The organism is Oceanisphaera sediminis, assembly GCF_039539745.1.
In the GTDB taxonomy this organism is placed as follows: domain Bacteria; phylum Pseudomonadota; class Gammaproteobacteria; order Enterobacterales; family Aeromonadaceae; genus Oceanimonas; species Oceanimonas sediminis.
The window spans coordinates 1-19,897 of the sequence record NZ_BAABDS010000028.1; the positions used below are offsets into that span (position 1 = coordinate 1).

Here is a 19,897-nt window from a genome sequence, read left to right on the forward strand (position 1 = left end):
GTCACCTGTATATCTGATGAGGTGATGATATCACCTCTGAACAGGTGGCCACTTTAAGTGTGCCACTACATTCAGGTCTAGCAAGAGGCGCAATTGCTGCCCAATTTCTGACTCGGTTTCGTTTCCCAGCACAATTCCACGTCCTCCATCACCAGAAATTGCGGCCATAGCTACAAGACCCTGCAGAACCCGAAGATCGTCAACACCCAGAGGCTCCGGCCCCCAGAACCGAATTGAATCGAAACCATGGGTATAGGTAACATCAAGTTTGAGTCGTTTACGCTCCCCACGTTGTAGACTTCGGAACAACCCTGGTGCTAAGCAATGCGCAGGATCATGCCGAACATGAGTAAGTTCAAAGCTCATTGCGAATCTCGTTCTTCAACCTTTTAAGTCTGCTCTTACCACTAGTGGTACATCGCGACTTCAATTCGACATGTTTCAGCACACCACCCTCATGCCGTTGCAGCCAGCGGTCTGTTATAGGTGGACCATAATTCTCTTTACTCATGCCAAACCGTACAAAATAAGAACCTTGGTTTTTATCTATGCCGCATCCCTTTATCTCATCCTGTGTCATACAAGATAGAAATGATTGCCAACGAATATTGTCAACAAGGACTGAAGAGCCGCGGCTCGCGTACTGTAGATCGACATCGCCATTCGTCAGAGCATTTTTATTGGTATGGTGCAAGAACAAAATGGAGCAGCCAGTTTCGACCGCAATGGCCTCCATACGACCAATTACTTGCGTCATAGGTCCACTGGCATTTTCATCTTCAACATGAAATCGGCGTAACGTGTCCAGAATCATCAGGCGACGTCCTTCTGCCGCTTTTTTCAGCCCGTCAAACCAATCATTTTCCATAATGTTAGGATAGCGACCGATTAGAGGTTCAATTAACAAGTTTGCTGAAATAACTTGCATCTGCCTTAGAGATAAACTTTTACCGAGCGCATGTAGCCGATGAGTGAGTATAATTTTTGGATCTTCTGCAGGAAGGTAGATAACTGGCCCAGTAGTAAATCCTCCTAACCCCAGTAAATCAGGGCCTCCCGCAATCTGTGTTGCAAGCTGTAGAGCCAGTATCGACTTTCCTGCTCCGCCTGGTGCAATCAGAGCACCCACAGTACCGGCAATCATGTTAGGCAAGACATAATCAATAGGCGGCGGAGTTTCAGTAAAGGCGGACATGAGATCAATAGCCATAGCGTCGGCCTCCCATAAAATAACCGGGCCGCATAGCCTGAATGCCAGATGACTTCCGTTCTTCAATCCACTTCTCAACCTCTTCCAGGTCCCAGGCAACATTCCTGCTGGTTAGCGCAATACGGCGTGGAAATTCACCGCGCTGCTCCATGTTGTAAATTGTCCGAGCTGAAAGCGGAATCATTTCCAGGAGTACTTTCCTGTTTATAAGTGTTTTATGTGCCATTGTTTGCATGTAATTGCCTCCCAAGACCAGAAGAGACTTTAATACTAACAACAAAAATAATTTTTTAAATAAAAAACTAAATTAATTTTTCACCTTTAAAATTAATTTCGATATATCGAAAACAAAAAAGAAAAAGGCATGAAAAGTTAAGCTAAACATTCCCAACAAAAAAACAAAACCGAGCATTTAAAAATAAAACACTACATTATTTTTAGCCGCTAAAATTTCTCAAAAAAAATAAAAATTAACATAGTAAAAATAAGCAGAAATCTTACTACCTGGCACAACAAAGCAAGGTTCGGCACGCCAAGCTACATGCTTTACCGGCAGTAGCTTACTCAAAAAATGCTGACATAATTTTAGCGGCTAAAATGAAGCCGCTCTTCTATACTACGCGGACACCGTAGTGTTCGATATAATAGCCACATATTCTAAGTCTGCTGCCAATCCCTGTAATAGGCGTATCAGCTTGCCACTCTTCCTAGTGTCGTGATTGCTCAATTGCCAATTGAAGCTCCGCTACTTGATTAGAGAACTCGCCATTTTGCATGCTTACCAAGCGTGCAGTTACTTTGTCCCAATCAAGAAATTTAGAAACAACATCTTTAGAAAGAGGGTAATATACCTTGTCACTCACCAACCATCCTCTGAGATGATTCAGGATGTTAAGGAATCCTTCATCGGATTTGCAGTATTCTCGAACCCAAACTATAGCTTGTTCGTCTTCCGTTATGTTTAACCAACCATACAGGTAGGCTGAAATTTCGGGCAAAGATGGTATCAAATCTTTTGTATATTGCTGCCCGATGCGCTCTTTAAGAATATCAATAGCAGCATCCAGAACTTCATCAGAAATTTCCCACTGCTCTGGCTTATCGGCTTTATCTCCAACTCTTCCATGGCGAAAAAGTTGACTTCTGAAGAACTTTCCAACCAACCAATTGATGGCCTTTCCCTCGCTTGCCATGCGTCTGACAGTTATCGCTTGACACTCGGGATTCAATTCGCGCAGTCGCTTAAGACAGCTTTTCGCAACGGCGTTAGCAGTTCTGTCAATCGGGAAAGAGAATGCGCGGCACTCACCATCTTCTTTCATTGCAACATCCATCATATCCGATAGCGATTTGAGTATGCCAGTAAGCTGATTTTCATCCAGACTTGATATGCACTCATCATCTAACCTGTCTAACACATGCTCAAAAAATGTTCTACCGGAATGACGGCGCTGTACAACCTTTTCAGAAAGAAGAGACGTTAACTTATCGATATTACAGCGAGCCAACTCCAATAAATTATAAAAATCTTCGTCAGGTATAACTGTCTTCGGACCTGTCAACGCAAAGTAATATCGATAGTGCAATGGACTTCCAAGCCGTTTCAGGCTAACTTCCTCCGATACCTTCCTGGAATTAACCTCATTAAAAACACGCTCATTTGCTTTTTCATTATCAAGCAAACCAGGAATAAAACGACTCAAACTCCAAATTGATCGGACAGAACCTGAATCTTCAGAAGGTAAAAGGCTTTTTAGTTCCTTACCCATTTCAGTCATTTCATCTATTGAAACAGTAGCATCTCCTGTCACTAACACAGAGCGAACGGAAAGATAAACCTCAAGCCACTTATATAATTTATAATTTGTAGTCTTAATAAGATGCAAGCGACAAAGGTCTGGGAAGTACACATCATTTTTAACCTGTGGAAACACAAAACGAATACTATTAAGAGCCAGTTTAACTTCACGGGGTGTAGATAAATCTACTCCTTCCCGATCGACAGCTGATTTTAAATCTCCGAGTAGTGTGCTATCTGGCTCCTTACCTATCACATCTGTATAGAGAGATTTAGCTTCTTCTAAGAAGTGAGCGCGAAGATCAAATGGCTCTGGAAGAGGAATATTAAAAGTGAGCTGCACAATTTTCTGAAGAAACAAGTCACCATCTTTGACTTTAAGACCTGCCTGTAGTGCCTGAGCCAAAACGTCACGATCATAGCACATAAGGTAAACCACTCTTGGAAAATCGGCGACTGAGCGAACCAGACGAATAACCTCTACGGCTTGCTCTGGCTCAAGGCGATCAAGATCATCAAGAATGACAACAAATCCAACATCCAACTCTTGGAGCTTGCTCACTAATTTTTGTTTTATCTCAGATGGGGTTCGACCGCAAGCCAACACTCCATCAGTTGCCTCTGCACTTGCTTTCAGCACATCACTGGCAAGCTGAGCTCCTGGAATAAAGTACCCAGCAATATTTGCAACGGAAGCAATGCTACGTGCTGTCTTTGGTCCATAATCACGAAACAGTTTGCCGACTTCTACTATCTTATCTCTCATTGCAGTTTCTTGTACGCTACCTGTTACTGCTTTCAATATTTCTGTCATAGGTTCAAACAAGGAGGAGACTAATGGTGAAGCGTCCCCATTGAGCCATGGTGCAATTGTAATTGTATGTATTCCTTGTTTCTCTGCGAATTTAAGCTCTGCACGGAGAAAATTTAAGAGTGAAGTTTTACCTGAGCCCCAGCGTCCCTCGAGCCCAATCACCATGCCATCGCCCTTCGATGCATCAACGATTGATGGTGCAAGACGTTTGGCCATACCAACAAAGCCGAATTGATCTTTTCCTATATCTTCAAGTGCGCGGTCTGAATCCAGTGTTGTAGTCATTAAACTTCCCCATCCAAAATTTGTTCAACTCAGAAAAATTGTTGATAACACTTAGCGATAGTGTGTCATGATGTGCTGCCCATCAAAGTTTTCTATTCTTATTTAGTCCACTCATCAATCATATCCGCCCAGTCCTGCAGCATGGCCGTCCGCTGCTCGCGGTACTCAGCTTTGTTATACACGGCTCTCACCCCCTTCTGCTCGTGGGCCAGGCATTTCTCGATCCAATCGGTGTTGTAGCCGGCTTCGTGCAGCAGGGTGCTGGCAGTGCGGCGTAGATCATGGGGGCCGAATTTGGCCAGGGGCTGTCCTTCTTTTTGGGCCAGCTTATAGGTCAGGTCCATCACCCGGTTCAGGGTGGCGCTGCTCATGGGCAAGTCGGAGTCGTAGCGGGATGGCAATATGTAGTCTGAGCCACCGGAGAAGGTCTTTAAGGCAATAAATATGTCCAGGGCCTGGCGAGATAAAAACACCAAATGAGGGTTCCGCCGTTTCATCCGCTCTTTGGGTATGGTCCACAGCGCTTCACTGAAGTTAATTTCACTCCAGGTGGCGTTGGTCAGCTCGCTTTTACGAACCATGGTCAGCAGCAGCAGTTTTACCGCCGCTCGAATGGATGGCGATGTGCCAATACGGCCCATGTATTGATACATGAGTTTGATTTCTTCCGGTGACAGGGTGCGATCTCTAGGTTCAAACCTGGCGATGCTTGATGGCCTTACTGAATCAGCCGGATTCTCGACCTTCTGCCCTCTCTCAATGGCCCAGCGGTATACCTGGAGCACAATGTCACGGGTATGAACGGCGGTGGCAGGAGCACCCCGCTCTACTATGACGTCGGTCAGCGCTCGCAGATCTTCGTGGGTGATTTCGGTAAGCTTCTGATTGCCGAATTTCTTTTCCAGCTCCCGGGCATAGACCGAACGGCGCATGTCCCGAGTAGAGTCCGCCATCTGGTAGCCTCGTAGCCATTTATCCGCCCAGGCACCGAAGGTTTCAGCGTCTTTCACCCGAGCCTTGTTCCGCGCTTTCTCTTTGGCCGGTGATTTACCATCGGCCACCATTTTCTTGGCTTCGTGTAATTGTTCACGAGCTTCCGCCAGGGTGATACCACCGATACCATAACGGCCAAAGGTGATGGTCTCCTGGCGGCCATGAATGGAGTAGTTATAGCGAAACGAGACGGTGCCAGCCGCAGTAACAGCCACATAAAGCCCATCCCGGTCATTCACCTTGTAAAGCTTCTCTCTGGGCTTGAGATTGCGCAGCTTGGTATCGGTCAGCATGAGTCTGGTCCTTAGTCGATTTTGATACCATGCTGAAAAAGCCTTATAAATTGGCTTTTTATTTCTTTAAAAACAGTGCTTTATGAAAAAATGATACCATGTAGTCATAAGGTAAGGCAGCATGGTATTGGCTCTCACTTATGGCATCACCTGCCGATAATACCAAGTTAAATACCACACTCAAGCCGTGCTTCCCGCTGCCAAATGTTGCCAGACAGTGCAGGGACCAAAAACAAAAAAGCCCATGTAAACATGGGCTTAAGTGTCATTTCATGCCGGTTAGTGCCAGCTGTTACCTAACGAGTGATTATTCCCACTCGATGGTCGCCGGCGGCTTGCCGGAGATATCGTAAACCACGCGGGAAATGCCGTCGATTTCGTTGATGATACGGTTGGACACATGACCCAGGAAGTCATAAGGCAGGTGTGCCCAATGAGCGGTCATGAAGTCGATGGTTTCTACCGCACGCAGCGAGACAACCCAGTCGTACTTGCGGGCATCGCCCATGACACCGACCGAACGTACCGGCAGGAACACGGTAAATGCCTGGCTGACCTTGTTGTACAGGTCGTGATTGTGCAGTTCTTCGATGAAGATGGCATCGGCCCGGCGCAGCAGGTCGCAATATTCCTTCTTCACTTCGCCCAGCACCCGTACGCCCAGGCCCGGCCCCGGGAACGGATGACGATAAAGCATGTCGTAAGGCAGACCCAGTTCCAGGCCAACCCGACGCACTTCATCCTTGAACAGCTCTTTCAGCGGTTCAACCAGCTTCATTTCCATGTCGTCCGGCAGGCCGCCCACGTTGTGGTGCGACTTGATCACATGGGCCTTGCCGGTAGCGGAGCCGGCAGACTCAATCACGTCCGGATAGATGGTGCCCTGAGCCAGCCATTTCACGTCCTTGATCTTGCTCGCTTCTTCATCGAACACTTCGATGAACACGCGACCGATGATCTTGCGCTTGGCTTCCGGATCGTTTTCGCCGGCCATCGCTTCCAGGAAGCGGTGCTCGGCATTCACATGAACAATGTTCAGCCCGAAGTGATCGCCAAACATCTCCATGACCTGCTCGGCTTCGTTCAAACGCAGCAGGCCGTTATCCACAAATACGCAGGTCAGTTGTGAACCAATGGCCTGGTGCAGCAGCATGGCGGTCACGGAAGAATCAACACCGCCAGACAGGCCCAGCAGTACCTTGTCGGTGCCTACCTGCTCGCGGATACGGGCAACCGCATCGTCGATGATGGTCGCCGGGGTCCACAGTGCATCACAGCCGCAGATGGTGCGTATGAAGTGCTCCAGCATGCGCGCGCCCTGACGGGTATGGGTTACTTCCGGGTGGAACTGCACGCCGTAGAAATGACGGGTTTCGTCGGCCATGGCGGCAAAGGGGCAACTGCCGGTCTGGGCCACCTTGTGGAAGCCTTCGGGCAATGCCACGACCTTGTCGCCGTGACTCATCCACACGTCCAGCAAGGAGTGGCCATCGGTGTCGATAGCGTCTTCGATGTTGGCGAACAGGGCACAGTCGGCAACCCGCTGAACCTGAGCGTAACCGAATTCGCGCTCGGTAGAGCCAGCAACGGAGCCACCCAGCTGCTGAGCCATGGTCTGCATGCCGTAGCAAATGCCGAACACCGGTACGCCGGCGTTAAACACGTATTCCGGTGCCCGTGGGCTACCGGCTTCGGTGACCGACTCGGGTCCCCCAGACAAGATAATGCCATTCGGATTGAACTCGCGGATCTGGGCTTCGGTCACATCCCAGGCCCACAGCTCGCAATATACGCCCAGCTCCCGAACCCGGCGGGCAATCAGCTGAGTGTACTGAGAGCCGAAATCCAGGATCAGGATCCGGTTATCATGAATATTTTTGGTCATCGTCTTCCTACTCGTTACAAAGACCGCCTGTGGGGGGCCAGACGGCAATAGAAAAACGGGGGAACCAGCCCCCCGTTTACTGCGTGTCGGGATCAACCCAACCGGTAGTTGGGCGCTTCCTTGGTAATGGTCACATCGTGTACGTGTGATTCCTGGATGCCCGCGCCGGATATCTTAACAAATTCTGCCTTGGTGCGCAGGTCATCAATGGTAGCACTGCCGGTCAGACCCATGGCACTGCGCAGGCCGCCCATCTGCTGATGGATAATCGCCTTGAGCATGCCCTTGTAGGGCACCCGACCTTCGATGCCTTCCGGCACCATCTTGTCGGCGGCGTTGTCACTCTGGAAGTAACGGTCGCTTGAGCCCTTGCTCATGGCGCCCAGGGAACCCATGCCGCGATAAGACTTGAACGAGCGGCCCTGGAACAGTTCGATTTCGCCTGGCGACTCTTCGGTACCGGCAAACATGGAGCCCATCATCACGCAGTTGGCACCGGCGGCCAGTGCCTTGGCGATGTCGCCCGAGAAACGAATGCCCCCATCGGCAATAACCGGAATATCCAACGCCTTCAATGCTTCAACCGCATTGGCCACGGCGCTGATTTGCGGTACACCGCAACCGGTCACGATGCGAGTAGTACAGATGGAGCCGGGACCGATGCCCACCTTGACCGCGCTCACGCCGGCTTCGGCCAGAGCCAGGGCGCCGGCGGCAGTAGCCACGTTGCCGCCGATGATCGGCAGTTCCGGGAAAGCAGCACGGGTTTCGCGAATACGCTGTAGTACGCCTTCGGAATGACCGTGAGATGAGTCAATCAGCAGTACGTCGAGACCCGCATCAACCAGCGCCTGAATACGCTCTTCGTTGCCCGGAGCGGCTCCTACGGCGGCACCCACGCGCAGGCGGCCACGTTCGTCTTTACAGGCGTTGGGCTTGCTTTCGGCTTTCTGGAAGTCTTTGGCGCTGATCATGCCGGTCAGCTGGCCTTTGGCACCGACCACCAGCACTTTTTCGATGCGGTGCTGCTGCATCAGGGCTTCAACCTGGTCGCGGGACGCGCCGGCATTGACGGTCACCAGGCGCGACTTATCGGTCATCACCTCGTTAACCAGCTTGCTCATGTCCTGCACAAAGCGCACATCGCGGCCGGTGATAATGCCGACCAGCTCACCTTCGGCAGTCACTACCGGGTAACCGGCAAACCCATTCAGCAGGGTCTGTTCACGTACCTCGGCAATGGTCATGTCGGGACGAACGGTGACCGGGTCGGACACCACGCCGCTTTCGAATTTCTTGACCTTGCGTACCTGAGCAGCCTGGGCTTCAATCGACATGTTTTTGTGAATAAAGCCAATTCCCCCTTCCTGAGCGAGCGCAATAGCGAGGTCGGCTTCGGTCACGGTATCCATGGCGGCAGAAACAATGGGAATGTTGAGGTGAATGTCTTTTGTCAGGCGGGTACGAAGATCCGCGGTGTTGGGCAATACGGTGGAGTGAGCTGGGACCAGCAGTACATCATCAAAGGTCAGGGCGTCTTGGGCAATCCTAAGCATCGCAATATTCACCATCAGTTGGGGGGTTAAATCGGTAAAAATATTGCCGATGAATTTTAGGCATGTGTCTCCCTTGGGTAAAGCGATTTTTGTGATTTTGGCAAATTAAGCGCAAAATAGCCGTTAAAGCCGCTTACTTTAATATAAAGACACTTATCAGGGGCCATTTTGCATCAGGATAAATCATCAGAAATTTACACAGTCACCCGCCTGAATCGCCATGCACGCCTGCTGCTGGAAGGCGAAATGGGCGCGGTGGCCCTGAGCGGCGAAATATCCAACCTCGCCACTCCGGGTTCGGGTCACTGGTATTTTTCGCTAAAAGACAATCAGTCCCAGCTGCGCTGCGCCATGTTTCGCGGCAACAATCGCAGCGTCGGATTCAAGCCCAAAAACGGCGATCAGGTACTTATCTTCGGCAAAGTCACGCTTTATGAGCCGCGAGGCGATTACCAGCTGGTGGCGCAAACCATGGCCCCCGCCGGTGAAGGTTTGCTCAAACAGCAATTCGAGGCACTCAAACGCAGCCTGGGCGATGAAGGGCTGTTCGACAGTGCACGCAAGCGCCCGCTGCCCGAGCATCCGACCCGCATCGGTATTATCAGTTCGCCTACCGGGGCGGCATTACACGATATTCTGACCGTACTGGCCCGCCGGGCCCCCCATTTGCAGGTGGTTCTTTACCCCAGTCAGGTACAGGGCGAGCCCGCCGCCATGCAACTGGTCTCGGCTTTGGCCACCGCCAACCGCCGTGCCGAAACCGAGCTGTTGATTCTGGCCCGGGGGGGCGGCTCGCTGGAAGACTTGTGGTGTTTTAACGACGAGCGGCTGATTCGCGCCATCGCCGCATCTGCCTTGCCGGTGGTCAGCGCCGTGGGTCACGAGGTGGATATCACCCTGAGCGATCTGGTGGCCGATCTGCGTGCCCCTACCCCGTCCGCTGCCGCCGAGCTGATCAGCCGGGACGCCGGCGCCCAGCTGCAACAGTACCAGCAGTGGCAGCAACAGCTGCAGCAGGCCCAACAGCGCTACCTGCTGCAGGGCAAGCGCCAGCTGGAACGACTGGAGGCACGCCTGGGTCGCCAGCATCCTCATCAACGGCTGCAACAACAGGCTCAGCGGCTGGATCAGTTGCAACTGCGCCTGCAACGGGCCATGAGCCGGCGGCTGGAACAAACACAACAGCGCCTGAGCAATGTACTGCTGCGTTGGCAACACCAGCATCCGGCCCAACGGCTACAGAGCCGTCAGGCACTGCTCAGCGGCCTGCAGCTGCGCCTGCACAGCCTGATGAAAACCCGCCTCGAGCATAGCAGCCACCGGCTGGCTCTGGCAGGCTCACGACTCAACGCCATCAGCCCGCTGGCCACGCTCGCTCGCGGTTACAGCATCACCCAGCAAGACGCGCGGGTGATCACCGATGCCGGCCAACTTCAGCCAGGAGACACCATTCGCACTCGACTGGCCAACGGTGAGGTAGTGAGTCAGGTGGTGGAAAGCCGCGAAGCTTGAAGCAAAGTAACGCCTACGATACGTACTCCACGAAAAAGGGCGCCTGAGCGCCCTTTTTTTGTTTATTTGCTCGGTAGCAGCGCCCCGTCCGGCAGTGCCTCATCCGCTATCGCCTCCTCCTGCAAGCGATAGTGGGCAATCATCTGCTCCAGTACCTTGCACTCGGCCACCAGCTGCAAACTGGCGGTGGCGGCGAAATGAGACTGCTGCAGTGTCTCGCCCGACGAGTCCCTTACCCGGGTAATGTTATAACTCACCTCGGCACAGACCGCACTCTGCTCGTCGGCCGAGGTCGAGACCAGTGAATTCAGCTCGTTGATACGGGCGACCTGCTCGATAATGGCCTGCAACGAGTCCATGGCCGCCTGGGTGCTGGCGACACTGCTCACCGCTTGCCCTTCGGCCTTTTCGATGGCCTGCACCGCGTCTTTCGCCTCACTTTGCAGCAACCGAATCATGCCGGTGATTTCTTCTGCCGAATGTTGCGTACGCAACGACAGGGTCCGTACCTCGTCCGCTACCACCGCAAAGCCGCGCCCGGCCTCACCGGCCCGTGCCGCCTCAATGGCCGCATTCAATGCCAGCAAGTTGGTCTGCTCGGCAATGCCCTTGATCATGTCCAGCACCTTGCCAACCTGATCACAACGGCCGTCCAGGGTACGAATGACCTGATCGATGCGTTCAATCTCGCCGCTCAAGTCCTGAATACCGGCCACCGCCACCTGGGCCTGATCGCTGGCACTCAGTGCAAAGACATGACTCTGCTCCGAGGTTTCGGCGGTAAGACGGGCATTTTCCCGCACTTCCCGGGCCGAGGCCTCCATTTCATTCACGGCGGTGGCAATCAGCGCGGTTTCACCATCCTGCGCCTTCACCGAGGCATCGGTCTGCTGCGCCCCCAGCTGGATCTGATCCGCCTCCCGGTAAATCCGCCCGGTGACCTGCTGCACTTCCTTCAGGCTGCCCTGAAAGCTGGCCAGCAGCCCGTTGATGGCACCGACCAGCCCACCCAGTTCGTCTTTGCCCAGCGGCACCAGGCGCGTGGTCAAATCGCGATCTTTCGCCAGCTGTTGCAGGCGGCTGCTGATATTGAGGATGGGACGCTTCAGATAATGATTCTGGATCAGCCACAACAACAGGCAGGCCAGCGCGAATACCAGCAGCAAGGCGCCGCCCAGCCGCAGGTTGTTGTCGTGGATTTGGGCGAAGGTATCGCTCAGATCGTAACTGATGCGCACCGCGCCCATCACGGTGCCTTCGTCTACCTGATGACACTGCAGACAGGAAGTGCCGCGATACTCCTGGTAGGCCTTGTAAGGCTTGACCAGCGTCAGGCTTGGAATTTCATCGTCCAGATGCAAATCGAGCACCGTCTCGCCCTGCTCGATGGCCCGACGATCCAGCTCGTCCTCGATGCCCTGATCCGGCGCGCCGGGGCCAAACAGCCTGGTCACCGCCGGCGCACGAATCACCCTGGCCTGCTCGATGCCCACCTCTTCCAGCACCTTGGTCTGTACCAGCTGGCGCTGATGAATCACGCCGTTCACCATCAACACATTAAGCTGATCCATATACAGGTTGGCGGTGGTTTCTATTTTTTCTTCAGCCAGATGCAGAGCCAGCGTTCGCTGCAGCTTGGTGGACACGGTAAAACACAAGGCAAATACCAGGGCGAATATCACCAGCAGCGGCAGAAATATCTTCCAGTTTAAAGAAAGGTTACGCATTCCGTTAGCATCTCATTTGACTCTATAGAAAATCATTCTACGAGAATTGGATGCTTAAAAAATATCTATCATCGCGATACTTGATCTGAATCAAGGCTTCATATGAGGTATTTCAGAATCAGGTTTTAACGGGCGAACTATACTGAAGAGGCAGCTAGAGAAGGCGGCCGACATGGCCTTGCCTTCGGGAGGTAGCTATGGGTATGTCAACAAGACTGAAACAGTATCTGGATCAACACCATATTCCCTATGAAAAGGTGCGCCACGTCTATGCCGAAGGTGCGACTCAAAGCGCCATCGCCAGCCATGTTCCGCTGGCCCAGATGGCCAAGGCGGTGATTCTGGAGCAGGATGACGGTAAGTCGATCATGGCGGTACTGCCTGCCGCCGACAAGGTCGACCTGCAGCGCCTGAATTACCTGATTCACCATGAAGTACAGCTGACACCGGAGCACACCCTCGGGAAGTGGTTCGATGACTGCGATCCGGGCGCCATTCCTGCGCTGGGTGAAGCCTATTCGCTGGACACGCTGGTGGATGATGAAGTGCTCCATATGGCCGATGTCTATATGGAAAGCGGCGATCACCGGGATCTGATCCACATGAAAGGCGACGACTTCCGCCGCCTGGCCAGCCATTGGCAACACGGCCAGTTCAGCATCAAACCCGATCCCTGGAGCCGGGTTGAACGGATGTGACTCGAAACGTGAGGGCTGAGGGGTAACAAAAAATAAAAAAAGGAGCCTTTCGGCTCCTTTTCTCTTTCTTCCAGCTTAAAGCTTATCGCTTACGGCTTTACCAGCCGGTCACTTCACGCAGTGCCTTGCCGATGTCGGCCAGTGAACGCACGGTTTTGACACCGGCGTCCTGCAGGGCGGCAAACTTCTCGTCTGCGGTGCCCTTGCCACCGGAGATGATGGCGCCCGCATGGCCCATGCGCTTGCCCGGAGGGGCGGTCACGCCGGCGATGTAAGAGACCACCGGCTTGGTGACGTGCTCCTTGATATAGGCAGCCGCTTCTTCTTCGGCGGTGCCGCCGATTTCACCGATCATCACGATGGCCTCGGTTTCCGGATCCTTCTCGAACAACGCCAGAATATCGATGAAGTTGGAGCCCGGGATCGGGTCGCCACCAATACCGATACAGCTGGACTGGCCAAAGCCTTCGTCGGTGGTTTGCTTGACCGCTTCGTAGGTCAGGGTACCGGAGCGGGACACGATGCCCACCTTGCCTTTCTTGTGGATATGGCCGGGCATGATGCCGATTTTGCACTCGTCCGGGGTGATCACGCCGGGGCAGTTGGGGCCTATCATGCGCACGCCGGTTTGTTCCAGCTTCACTTTCACGTCCAGCATGTCCAGGGTCGGAATGCCTTCGGTGATGGTCACGATAAGCTCGATGCCCGCGTCAATCGCTTCCAGAATCGCGTCTTTACAGAACGCGGCCGGCACATAAATCACGGTGGCGGTGGCACCGGTCACTTCAACCGCTTCACGCACCGTATTGAACACCGGCAGGCCCAGATGGGTAGTGCCCCCCTTGCCGGGAGATACGCCACCCACCATTTGAGTGCCGTATTCGATGGCCTGTTCGGAATGAAAGGTACCCTGGCCACCGGTGAAACCCTGACAAATGACCTTGGTGTCTTTGTTGATCAGAATGCTCATGCTGTTATTTCCCCTGTGCGGCGTTAACGACCTGAACGGCTGCGTCGGTCAGGCTGGTGGCGGCGATGATGTTGAGACCGGACTCGGCCAGTTTCGCGGTACCGGCTTCGGCATTGTTGCCTTCCAGACGCACCACCACCGGGACTTTAACGCCCACTTCCTTCACCGCACCGATAATGCCTTCGGCAATCATGTCACAACGAACGATGCCACCGAAGATATTGACCAGCACCGCTTTCACATTGCTGTCGGAGAGAATAATCTTGAATGCTTCGGTTACCCGCTCCTTGGTGGCGCCACCGCCTACGTCCAGGAAGTTGGCGGGTGAACCGCCGTGCAGGTTAACGATGTCCATGGTACCCATGGCCAGACCGGCACCATTGACCATGCAGCCGATGTTACCGTCGAGTGCCACGTAGTTCAGCTCCCACTTGGCCGCATAGGCTTCGCGGGCATCGTCCTGTGAGGGATCGTGCATATCGCGCAGCTTGGGCTGACGGTACATGGCGTTGGAGTCGATGTTGATCTTGCCGTCCAGGCAATGCAGGTTACCCTCGGTGGTGATCACCAGCGGGTTGATTTCCAGCAGGGCAAAATCGTAGTCCAGGAACATTTGTCCCAGACCAAGGAAAATTTTGGTGAACTGTTTGATCTGGTCGCCTTTCAGCCCCAGTTTGAATGCCAGTTCACGGCCTTGATAAGCCTGCGGGCCCACCAGGGGATCGATGGCGGCTTTGTGGATCAGTTCGGGGGTCTCTTCGGCCACCTTCTCGATTTCCACACCACCTTCGGTAGATGCCATAAAGACAACACGGCGGGTACCCCGGTCGACAACCGCACCCAGATACAACTCTTTGTCGATGTCGGTGCAGGACTCAACCAGAATCTTGGCAACCGGCTGACCATTGGCATCGGTCTGATAGGTTACCAGGTTCTTGCCCAGCCAGTGTTCGGCGAATTCTCTTATCTCGTCTTTGGTTTTAGCCAGCTTGACGCCACCGGCCTTACCGCGGCCTCCGGCGTGAACCTGACATTTAACCACCCACATACTACCGCCGATCTTGCTGGCAGCTTCCACTGCTTCCTGTGGATTGTCACATGCATAGCCTTCCGACACGGGCAAACCGTATTCAGCAAACAATTTTTTTGCCTGATATTCATGCAAATTCATGTTGTGTTTCCGTTGTTGTGTAGGGATTCAGAGTATTTTTTAATTTCCGTTTTTATGTTGTCGCAGGGTATAAAAAAAGGCCGGGCCGCAGCCCAACCTCTTGTTATTGGTTTATACGTCCAGCAGCAGGCGGGTCGGATCTTCCAGCAGTTCCTTGATGGAAACCAGGAAGCTGACCGACTCGCGACCGTCGATGAGACGGTGATCGTAAGACAGCGCCAGGTACATCATCGGCTGTATTTCTACCTTGCCGTTCACGGCCATGGGGCGATCCTGGATTTTGTGCATACCCAGAATGGCGCTCTGCGGCGGGTTGATGATCGGCGTAGACATCAAGGATCCGAACACACCACCGTTGGTAATGGTGAAGTTACCGCCGGTCATGTCGTCCACGGTCAGCTTGCCGTCACGACCCTTGATGGCCAGTTCCTTGATGCTCTTTTCGATATCGGCCAGGCTCAGACGATCACAGTCGCGCAGTACCGGCGTGACCAGGCCACGCGGGGTAGAAACGGCGATGCTGACGTCGAAGTAGTTGTGATAGACGATATCATCACCGTCGATGGAGGCGTTCACTTCCGGGAAGCGCTTGAGCGACTCGACCACGGCTTTCACATAGAAGGACATGAAGCCCAGACGAATGCCATGACGTTTCTCGAACACTTCCTGATACTGCTTGCGCAGGCTCATGATCGGACCCATGTTGACTTCGTTGAAGGTGGTCAGCATGGCGGTGGTGTTCTTGGCTTCGAGCAGACGCTCGGCAACGCGCTTGCGCAGACGGGTCATCGGCACCCGCTTTTCGGTACGCTCGCCCAGCGGCACGACCGGGGTCTCTGCCTTGGCTGCAGCAGGTGCGGCCGCCGGCTTGTTGCCGCCCTTGATGAAGGCTTCCACATCTTCCTTGGTGATGCGACCACCCTTGCCGGAGCCGGACAGCTTGGCCACGTCGATGCCGTGTTCGGCCACCAGGCGGCGAACCGCCGGGCTCAGGCTGTCATCGTCGGACTTGGCGTCGGCTTTGCTGTCGGTCTTGGCGTCTTCTTTGGCTTCACCATTGGCAGAAGAAGCGGCCTTTTCCTTGGTCGCTTCGCCGGCCACGGCGCCCTGCTTGAGCTGGCCAATCAACTGCTGGCCCAGCACGGTGGCACCGGCGTCTTCGATAATGGCTTCCAGAATACCGGCTTCGGGCGCCGGTACTTCCAGTACCACCTTGTCGGTTTCGATGTCGACGATTACTTCGTCGCGTTCAACCCGGTCACCCGGCTGTTTGTGCCAGGTGGCGATAGTGGCATCGGCGACGGACTCGGGTAAGTCGGGAACCTTGATTTCGATGGTCATCAATATGTCCTTTGTGCGTTATGCTTCGGTCTGCGTCAGTGCGTCTTCGACCAGCGCTTTTTGTTGTTGTAAGTGAACAGAGGTGTAGCCCACTGCCGGCGATGCCGAGGCTTCGCGACCTGCATATCGCAGATTCGCGCCCGCCGGAATCGCGGCCCGGAAGTGATGCTGGCTGCAATACCAGGCGCCCTGGTTTTGCGGCTCTTCCTGACACCAGACGAAATCGGTTACGTGCTGGTAGTCGGCAAAAATCGCGGCAACCTCTTCCTGAGGGAACGGATACAATTGCTCGATCCGAATAATGGCCACATCCGTTTGTTCATGCTTGCGCCGTGTTTCAAGCAAATCGTAATACACCTTGCCCGAACAAAGAACAACACGCTTGACGCCTTTGGGATCCAGATCATCAATTTCGCCGATAGCGTTCTGGAAAGAGCCGGTGGCGAGGGTTTCCAGCTCGGAAACCGCCAGCGGATGACGCAACAACGACTTGGGTGTCATCACCACCAGCGGACGACGCATGGGGCGCAATACCTGACGACGCAGCATGTGGAACACCTGCGCCGGCGTGGTCGGTACACAGACCTGCATGTTGTGCTCGGCGCACAGTTGCAGATAACGCTCCAAACGCGCACTGGAGTGCTCCGGACCCTGCCCTTCGTAGCCATGGGGCAACAACAGGGTAAGACCGCACATCCGGCCCCACTTCTGCTCACCGGAACTCAGGAACTGATCGATCACCACCTGGGCGCCGTTGGCGAAGTCACCAAACTGGGCTTCCCATACGTTCAGCCCCTCGGGCTCGGCGGTGGCATAACCGTATTCAAACGCCATCACCGCTTCTTCACTCAGCACCGAATCGTACACCTGAAACTGGCCCTGACTGTCGGACAGATGGCACAGCGGGGTATAGGTGCTGGCATCGTTCTGGTTGTGCAACACGGCATGACGGTGAAAGAAGGTACCGCGGCCGGAATCCTGACCGGTCAGACGCACTTCATAACCGTTGTCACACAGGGTGGCGTAGGCCAGTACTTCGGCAAAGCCCCAATCGGCCAGCTTTTCGCCCTTGGCCATCAACTTGCGATCGGCATAGATTTTGCCAACCTGACGCTGCAGCGTATGGCTCTCGGGGTAGTCGGTAACCCGATCGGCCAGCTCTTTCAGCGCATCGAGCGGGTAATTGGAGTCGTACTCCATATCCCACTCGTGACCCAGGTAGGGAGACCAGTCGACGGAGTGTTTTTCCATCGGTCGCCATTCCTTGACCACACACTCGCCGCTGTCCAATGCATCACGATATTCGTTGATCATCACGGTGGTGTCTTCCGCCGAGATGGTGCCCTTGGCAATCAATTGATCGGCATAAATCTTGCGCGGCGTCGGGTGTTTCTTGATCTTCTGGTACATCAGCGGCTGGGTCGCACTCGGCTCGTCGGCCTCGTTGTGACCGTGACGGCGGTAGCACACCAGATCGATCACCACATCGCGACCAAACTCGTTACGATAATCCAATGCCAGCTGAGTCACCTGCACCACGGCTTCCGGATCATCCGCATTGACGTGGAAAATCGGCGCCTGCACCATCTTGGCGATGTCGGTACAGTATTCGGTAGAGCGGGTATCGCGCGGGTTGGAGGTGGTAAAACCAACCTGGTTGTTGATGACGATACGCACGGTGCCGCCCACGCCGTAGCCCCGGGTCAGCGACATGTTGAAGGTTTCCGCTACCACACCCTGACCGGCAAAGGCCGAATCGCCGTGAATGGTAATCGGCAGTACCTTGCGGCCATCCGGGTTGGACAGGCGGTCCATGCGCGCGCGCACCGAACCGATAACCACCGGGTTGACGATTTCCAGATGCGAGGGGTTGAACGCCAGCGCCAGGTGTACGTTACCGCCCGGGGTCTCGAAGTCGGAGCTGAAGCCCATGTGGTACTTCACGTCACCCGAGCTTTGTACTTCGTACTTGCCGGCAAAGGCATCAAACAGGTCTTGTGGGCGCTTGCCCAGCACGTTGACCAGCATGTTCAGACGGCCACGGTGGGCCATGCCGATCACCACTTCCCGACCACCTTTCTCACCGAAGCGACGGATCAGCTCCTTGGTCATCGGAACCATGGCATCACCCCCTTCGAGGGAGAAACGCTTGGCGCCGGGGAACTTGGCACCCAGATATTTTTCCAGGCCTTCGGCGGCGTTCAGGCTGTCCAGAAAGCGCAGCTTGTCGTCCTGACTGAATCCGGGATCACCTACCATCGGTTCTAAACGGCTCTGGATCCAGCGCTTCTCTCTGGTACTGGTGATGTGCATATACTCGGCACCGACCGGGCCGCAGTAGGTTTTTTTCAATGCGGAAACCAGATCCTTCAGCTTCATGGTTTCCTGGCCGATGGCGTAGGAACCCACGTTGAAGGTGGCGTCCAGATCGGCGCCGGTCAGGTTGTGAAAGGCCGGGTCCAGCTCGGCCACCACCTTGCGATCCCAAAGCCCGAGCGGATCCAGGTTGGCATTCTGATGGCCACGAAAACGATAGGCGTTAATCAGCTGCAGCACCTTGACCTGCTTGGCGTCAGTGTGGGGATCACTGACCGGTGTGGCATAGCGGGAGGTGTCTTTGGCAAGGCGGCGGAAGTAATCTCTTACTTGAGAATGAGGTTGATCCTGTACGTTTTCTTCAGGCACCGGCAGGCCGTTGAATACGGTCTGCCACTGCTCGGGAACGGACTCAGGATCGGCAAGATAAGCCTCATAAAGGTCTTCTACATAGGTCGCATTGGCACCGGCCAGGTAAGAAGAATCCAGCCAGGCTTGCATTACGCCATTGTGCATCTTTATCCCTTTGTAATGTCTCGACAGGGCTACTGTCGTTCTGATCGTCGAGTCAAAGCCGCCCTTGCGGGCGGCGGATTATCTAGCGGGGACGATTAAACTGCCCGATTCAACAGCATGGATTTGATGTGACCAATGGCCTTGGTGGGGTTCAGGCCCTTGGGACATACATTCACGCAGTTCATGATGCCATGACAGCGGAATACGCTGAAGGCGTCTTCCATGCTGGCCAGGCGTTCGTCGGCGGCGGTATCGCGGCTGTCCGACAACCAGCGGTAGGCGGCCAGCAAACCGGCCGGACCGATAAACTTGTCCGGGTTCCACCAGAAGGACGGACAGGCGGTAGAACAACAGGCGCACAGAATGCACTCGTACAGTCCGTCCAGCTTGGCCCGCTCTTCCGGTGATTGCATGTGCTCACGCGCCGGTGGCAGTTTTTCATCGGCAATCAGGAACGGTTTGACCTTTTCCCACTGGGTGTAGAACTGGCTCATGTCGATCACCAGGTCACGCACCACCGGCAAGCCGGGCAGAGGTCGGATCACCACCTTGTTGTCCTTGCCCAGCAAGTCGGACAGCGGCGTAATACAGGCCAGGCCGTTCTTGCCGTTCATGTTCATGCCATCGGAGCCACAGACCCCTTCACGGCAGGAGCGACGGAAGGATAAACTCGGATCCTGCTCTTTCAGTGCCAGCAGCGCATCCAGCACCATCATGTCGGAGCCTTCGGCCACGTCCAGCCGATAGTCTTTCATGAACGGCTTGGCATCGGTTTCCGGGTTATAACGATAAACTGAAATAGTAACTTGCAT

The 19,897-nt window shown here is 54.2% G+C and carries 15 protein-coding genes; 2 read left to right on the forward strand and 13 right to left on the reverse strand.

Annotated elements, in window-relative coordinates; translation table 11 throughout:
• Positions 1-30: 30 nt before the first annotated feature.
• The 7 genes from repC to guaB form a co-directional block, all read right to left on the reverse strand.
• On the reverse strand, positions 31-366 hold the full coding sequence (gene repC, locus ABD827_RS09725) for a replication protein C, IncQ-type (RefSeq protein WP_425567984.1): 336 nt from the start codon (positions 364-366) through the stop codon (positions 31-33).
• Entirely contained in the window at positions 356-1,210 is an 855-nt protein-coding gene (locus ABD827_RS09730; RefSeq protein WP_344964513.1) for a helicase RepA family protein, read from the reverse strand. The genes repC and ABD827_RS09730 overlap by 11 nt, the downstream gene beginning before the upstream one ends.
• On the reverse strand, positions 1,200-1,445 hold the full coding sequence (locus ABD827_RS09735; RefSeq protein WP_344964514.1) for a helix-turn-helix transcriptional regulator: 246 nt from the start codon (positions 1,443-1,445) through the stop codon (positions 1,200-1,202). The genes ABD827_RS09730 and ABD827_RS09735 overlap by 11 nt, the downstream gene beginning before the upstream one ends.
• Positions 1,446-1,917: 472 nt before the next feature.
• Positions 1,918-4,107 carry a KAP family P-loop NTPase fold protein gene (locus ABD827_RS09740; RefSeq protein WP_344964515.1) on the reverse strand — a complete coding sequence of 730 codons (2,190 nt, stop codon included), beginning with the start codon at positions 4,105-4,107 and terminating at the stop codon, positions 1,918-1,920.
• 98 nt (positions 4,108-4,205) lie between these two features.
• A complete protein-coding gene (locus ABD827_RS09745; protein ID WP_344964518.1) occupies positions 4,206-5,393 on the reverse strand; it encodes a tyrosine-type recombinase/integrase in 1,188 nt (395 codons plus the stop codon).
• 307 nt (positions 5,394-5,700) lie between these two features.
• Positions 5,701-7,278 (reverse strand): glutamine-hydrolyzing GMP synthase, encoded by a 1,578-nt coding sequence (gene guaA, locus ABD827_RS09750; protein ID WP_344964520.1) that lies wholly within the window; start codon positions 7,276-7,278, stop codon positions 5,701-5,703.
• A gap of 92 nt (positions 7,279-7,370) precedes the next feature.
• Entirely contained in the window at positions 7,371-8,834 is a 1,464-nt protein-coding gene (gene guaB / locus ABD827_RS09755; RefSeq protein ID WP_344964522.1) for an IMP dehydrogenase, read from the reverse strand.
• 168 nt (positions 8,835-9,002) lie between these two features.
• On the opposite strand from guaB, the gene xseA reads away from it, so the two are divergent.
• Positions 9,003-10,346, forward strand: coding sequence for an exodeoxyribonuclease VII large subunit (gene xseA / locus ABD827_RS09760; protein WP_344964524.1), 1,344 nt, complete (start codon positions 9,003-9,005; stop codon positions 10,344-10,346).
• A 62-nt stretch (positions 10,347-10,408) separates the two neighbouring features.
• On the opposite strand, the gene ABD827_RS09765 is transcribed toward xseA, so the two are convergent.
• Positions 10,409-12,073, reverse strand: coding sequence for a methyl-accepting chemotaxis protein (locus tag ABD827_RS09765; protein ID WP_344964526.1), 1,665 nt, complete (start codon positions 12,071-12,073; stop codon positions 10,409-10,411).
• 203 nt (positions 12,074-12,276) lie between these two features.
• On the opposite strand from ABD827_RS09765, the gene ABD827_RS09770 reads away from it, so the two are divergent.
• Complete coding sequence (locus tag ABD827_RS09770) at positions 12,277-12,771, forward strand: aminoacyl-tRNA deacylase (RefSeq protein ID WP_344964528.1); 495 nt, start codon at positions 12,277-12,279, stop codon at positions 12,769-12,771.
• A gap of 97 nt (positions 12,772-12,868) precedes the next feature.
• On the opposite strand, the gene sucD is transcribed toward ABD827_RS09770, so the two are convergent.
• From sucD to ABD827_RS09795, 5 genes are all read right to left on the reverse strand, one after another.
• Positions 12,869-13,741: a succinate--CoA ligase subunit alpha gene (gene sucD, locus ABD827_RS09775; RefSeq protein WP_298720527.1), complete on the reverse strand. Its 873-nt coding sequence runs from the start codon at positions 13,739-13,741 to the stop codon at positions 12,869-12,871.
• A gap of 4 nt (positions 13,742-13,745) precedes the next feature.
• Positions 13,746-14,912 (reverse strand): ADP-forming succinate--CoA ligase subunit beta, encoded by a 1,167-nt coding sequence (gene sucC, locus ABD827_RS09780; protein ID WP_298720525.1) that lies wholly within the window; start codon positions 14,910-14,912, stop codon positions 13,746-13,748.
• A 111-nt stretch (positions 14,913-15,023) separates the two neighbouring features.
• Positions 15,024-16,253, reverse strand: a complete 1,230-nt coding sequence (gene odhB / locus ABD827_RS09785) for a 2-oxoglutarate dehydrogenase complex dihydrolipoyllysine-residue succinyltransferase (RefSeq protein WP_298720522.1) — start codon at positions 16,251-16,253, stop codon at positions 15,024-15,026.
• An 18-nt stretch (positions 16,254-16,271) separates the two neighbouring features.
• Positions 16,272-19,085, reverse strand: coding sequence for a 2-oxoglutarate dehydrogenase E1 component (gene sucA, locus ABD827_RS09790; protein WP_344964532.1), 2,814 nt, complete (start codon positions 19,083-19,085; stop codon positions 16,272-16,274).
• A 95-nt stretch (positions 19,086-19,180) separates the two neighbouring features.
• Entirely contained in the window at positions 19,181-19,897 is a 717-nt protein-coding gene (locus ABD827_RS09795) for a succinate dehydrogenase iron-sulfur subunit (protein WP_344964534.1), read from the reverse strand.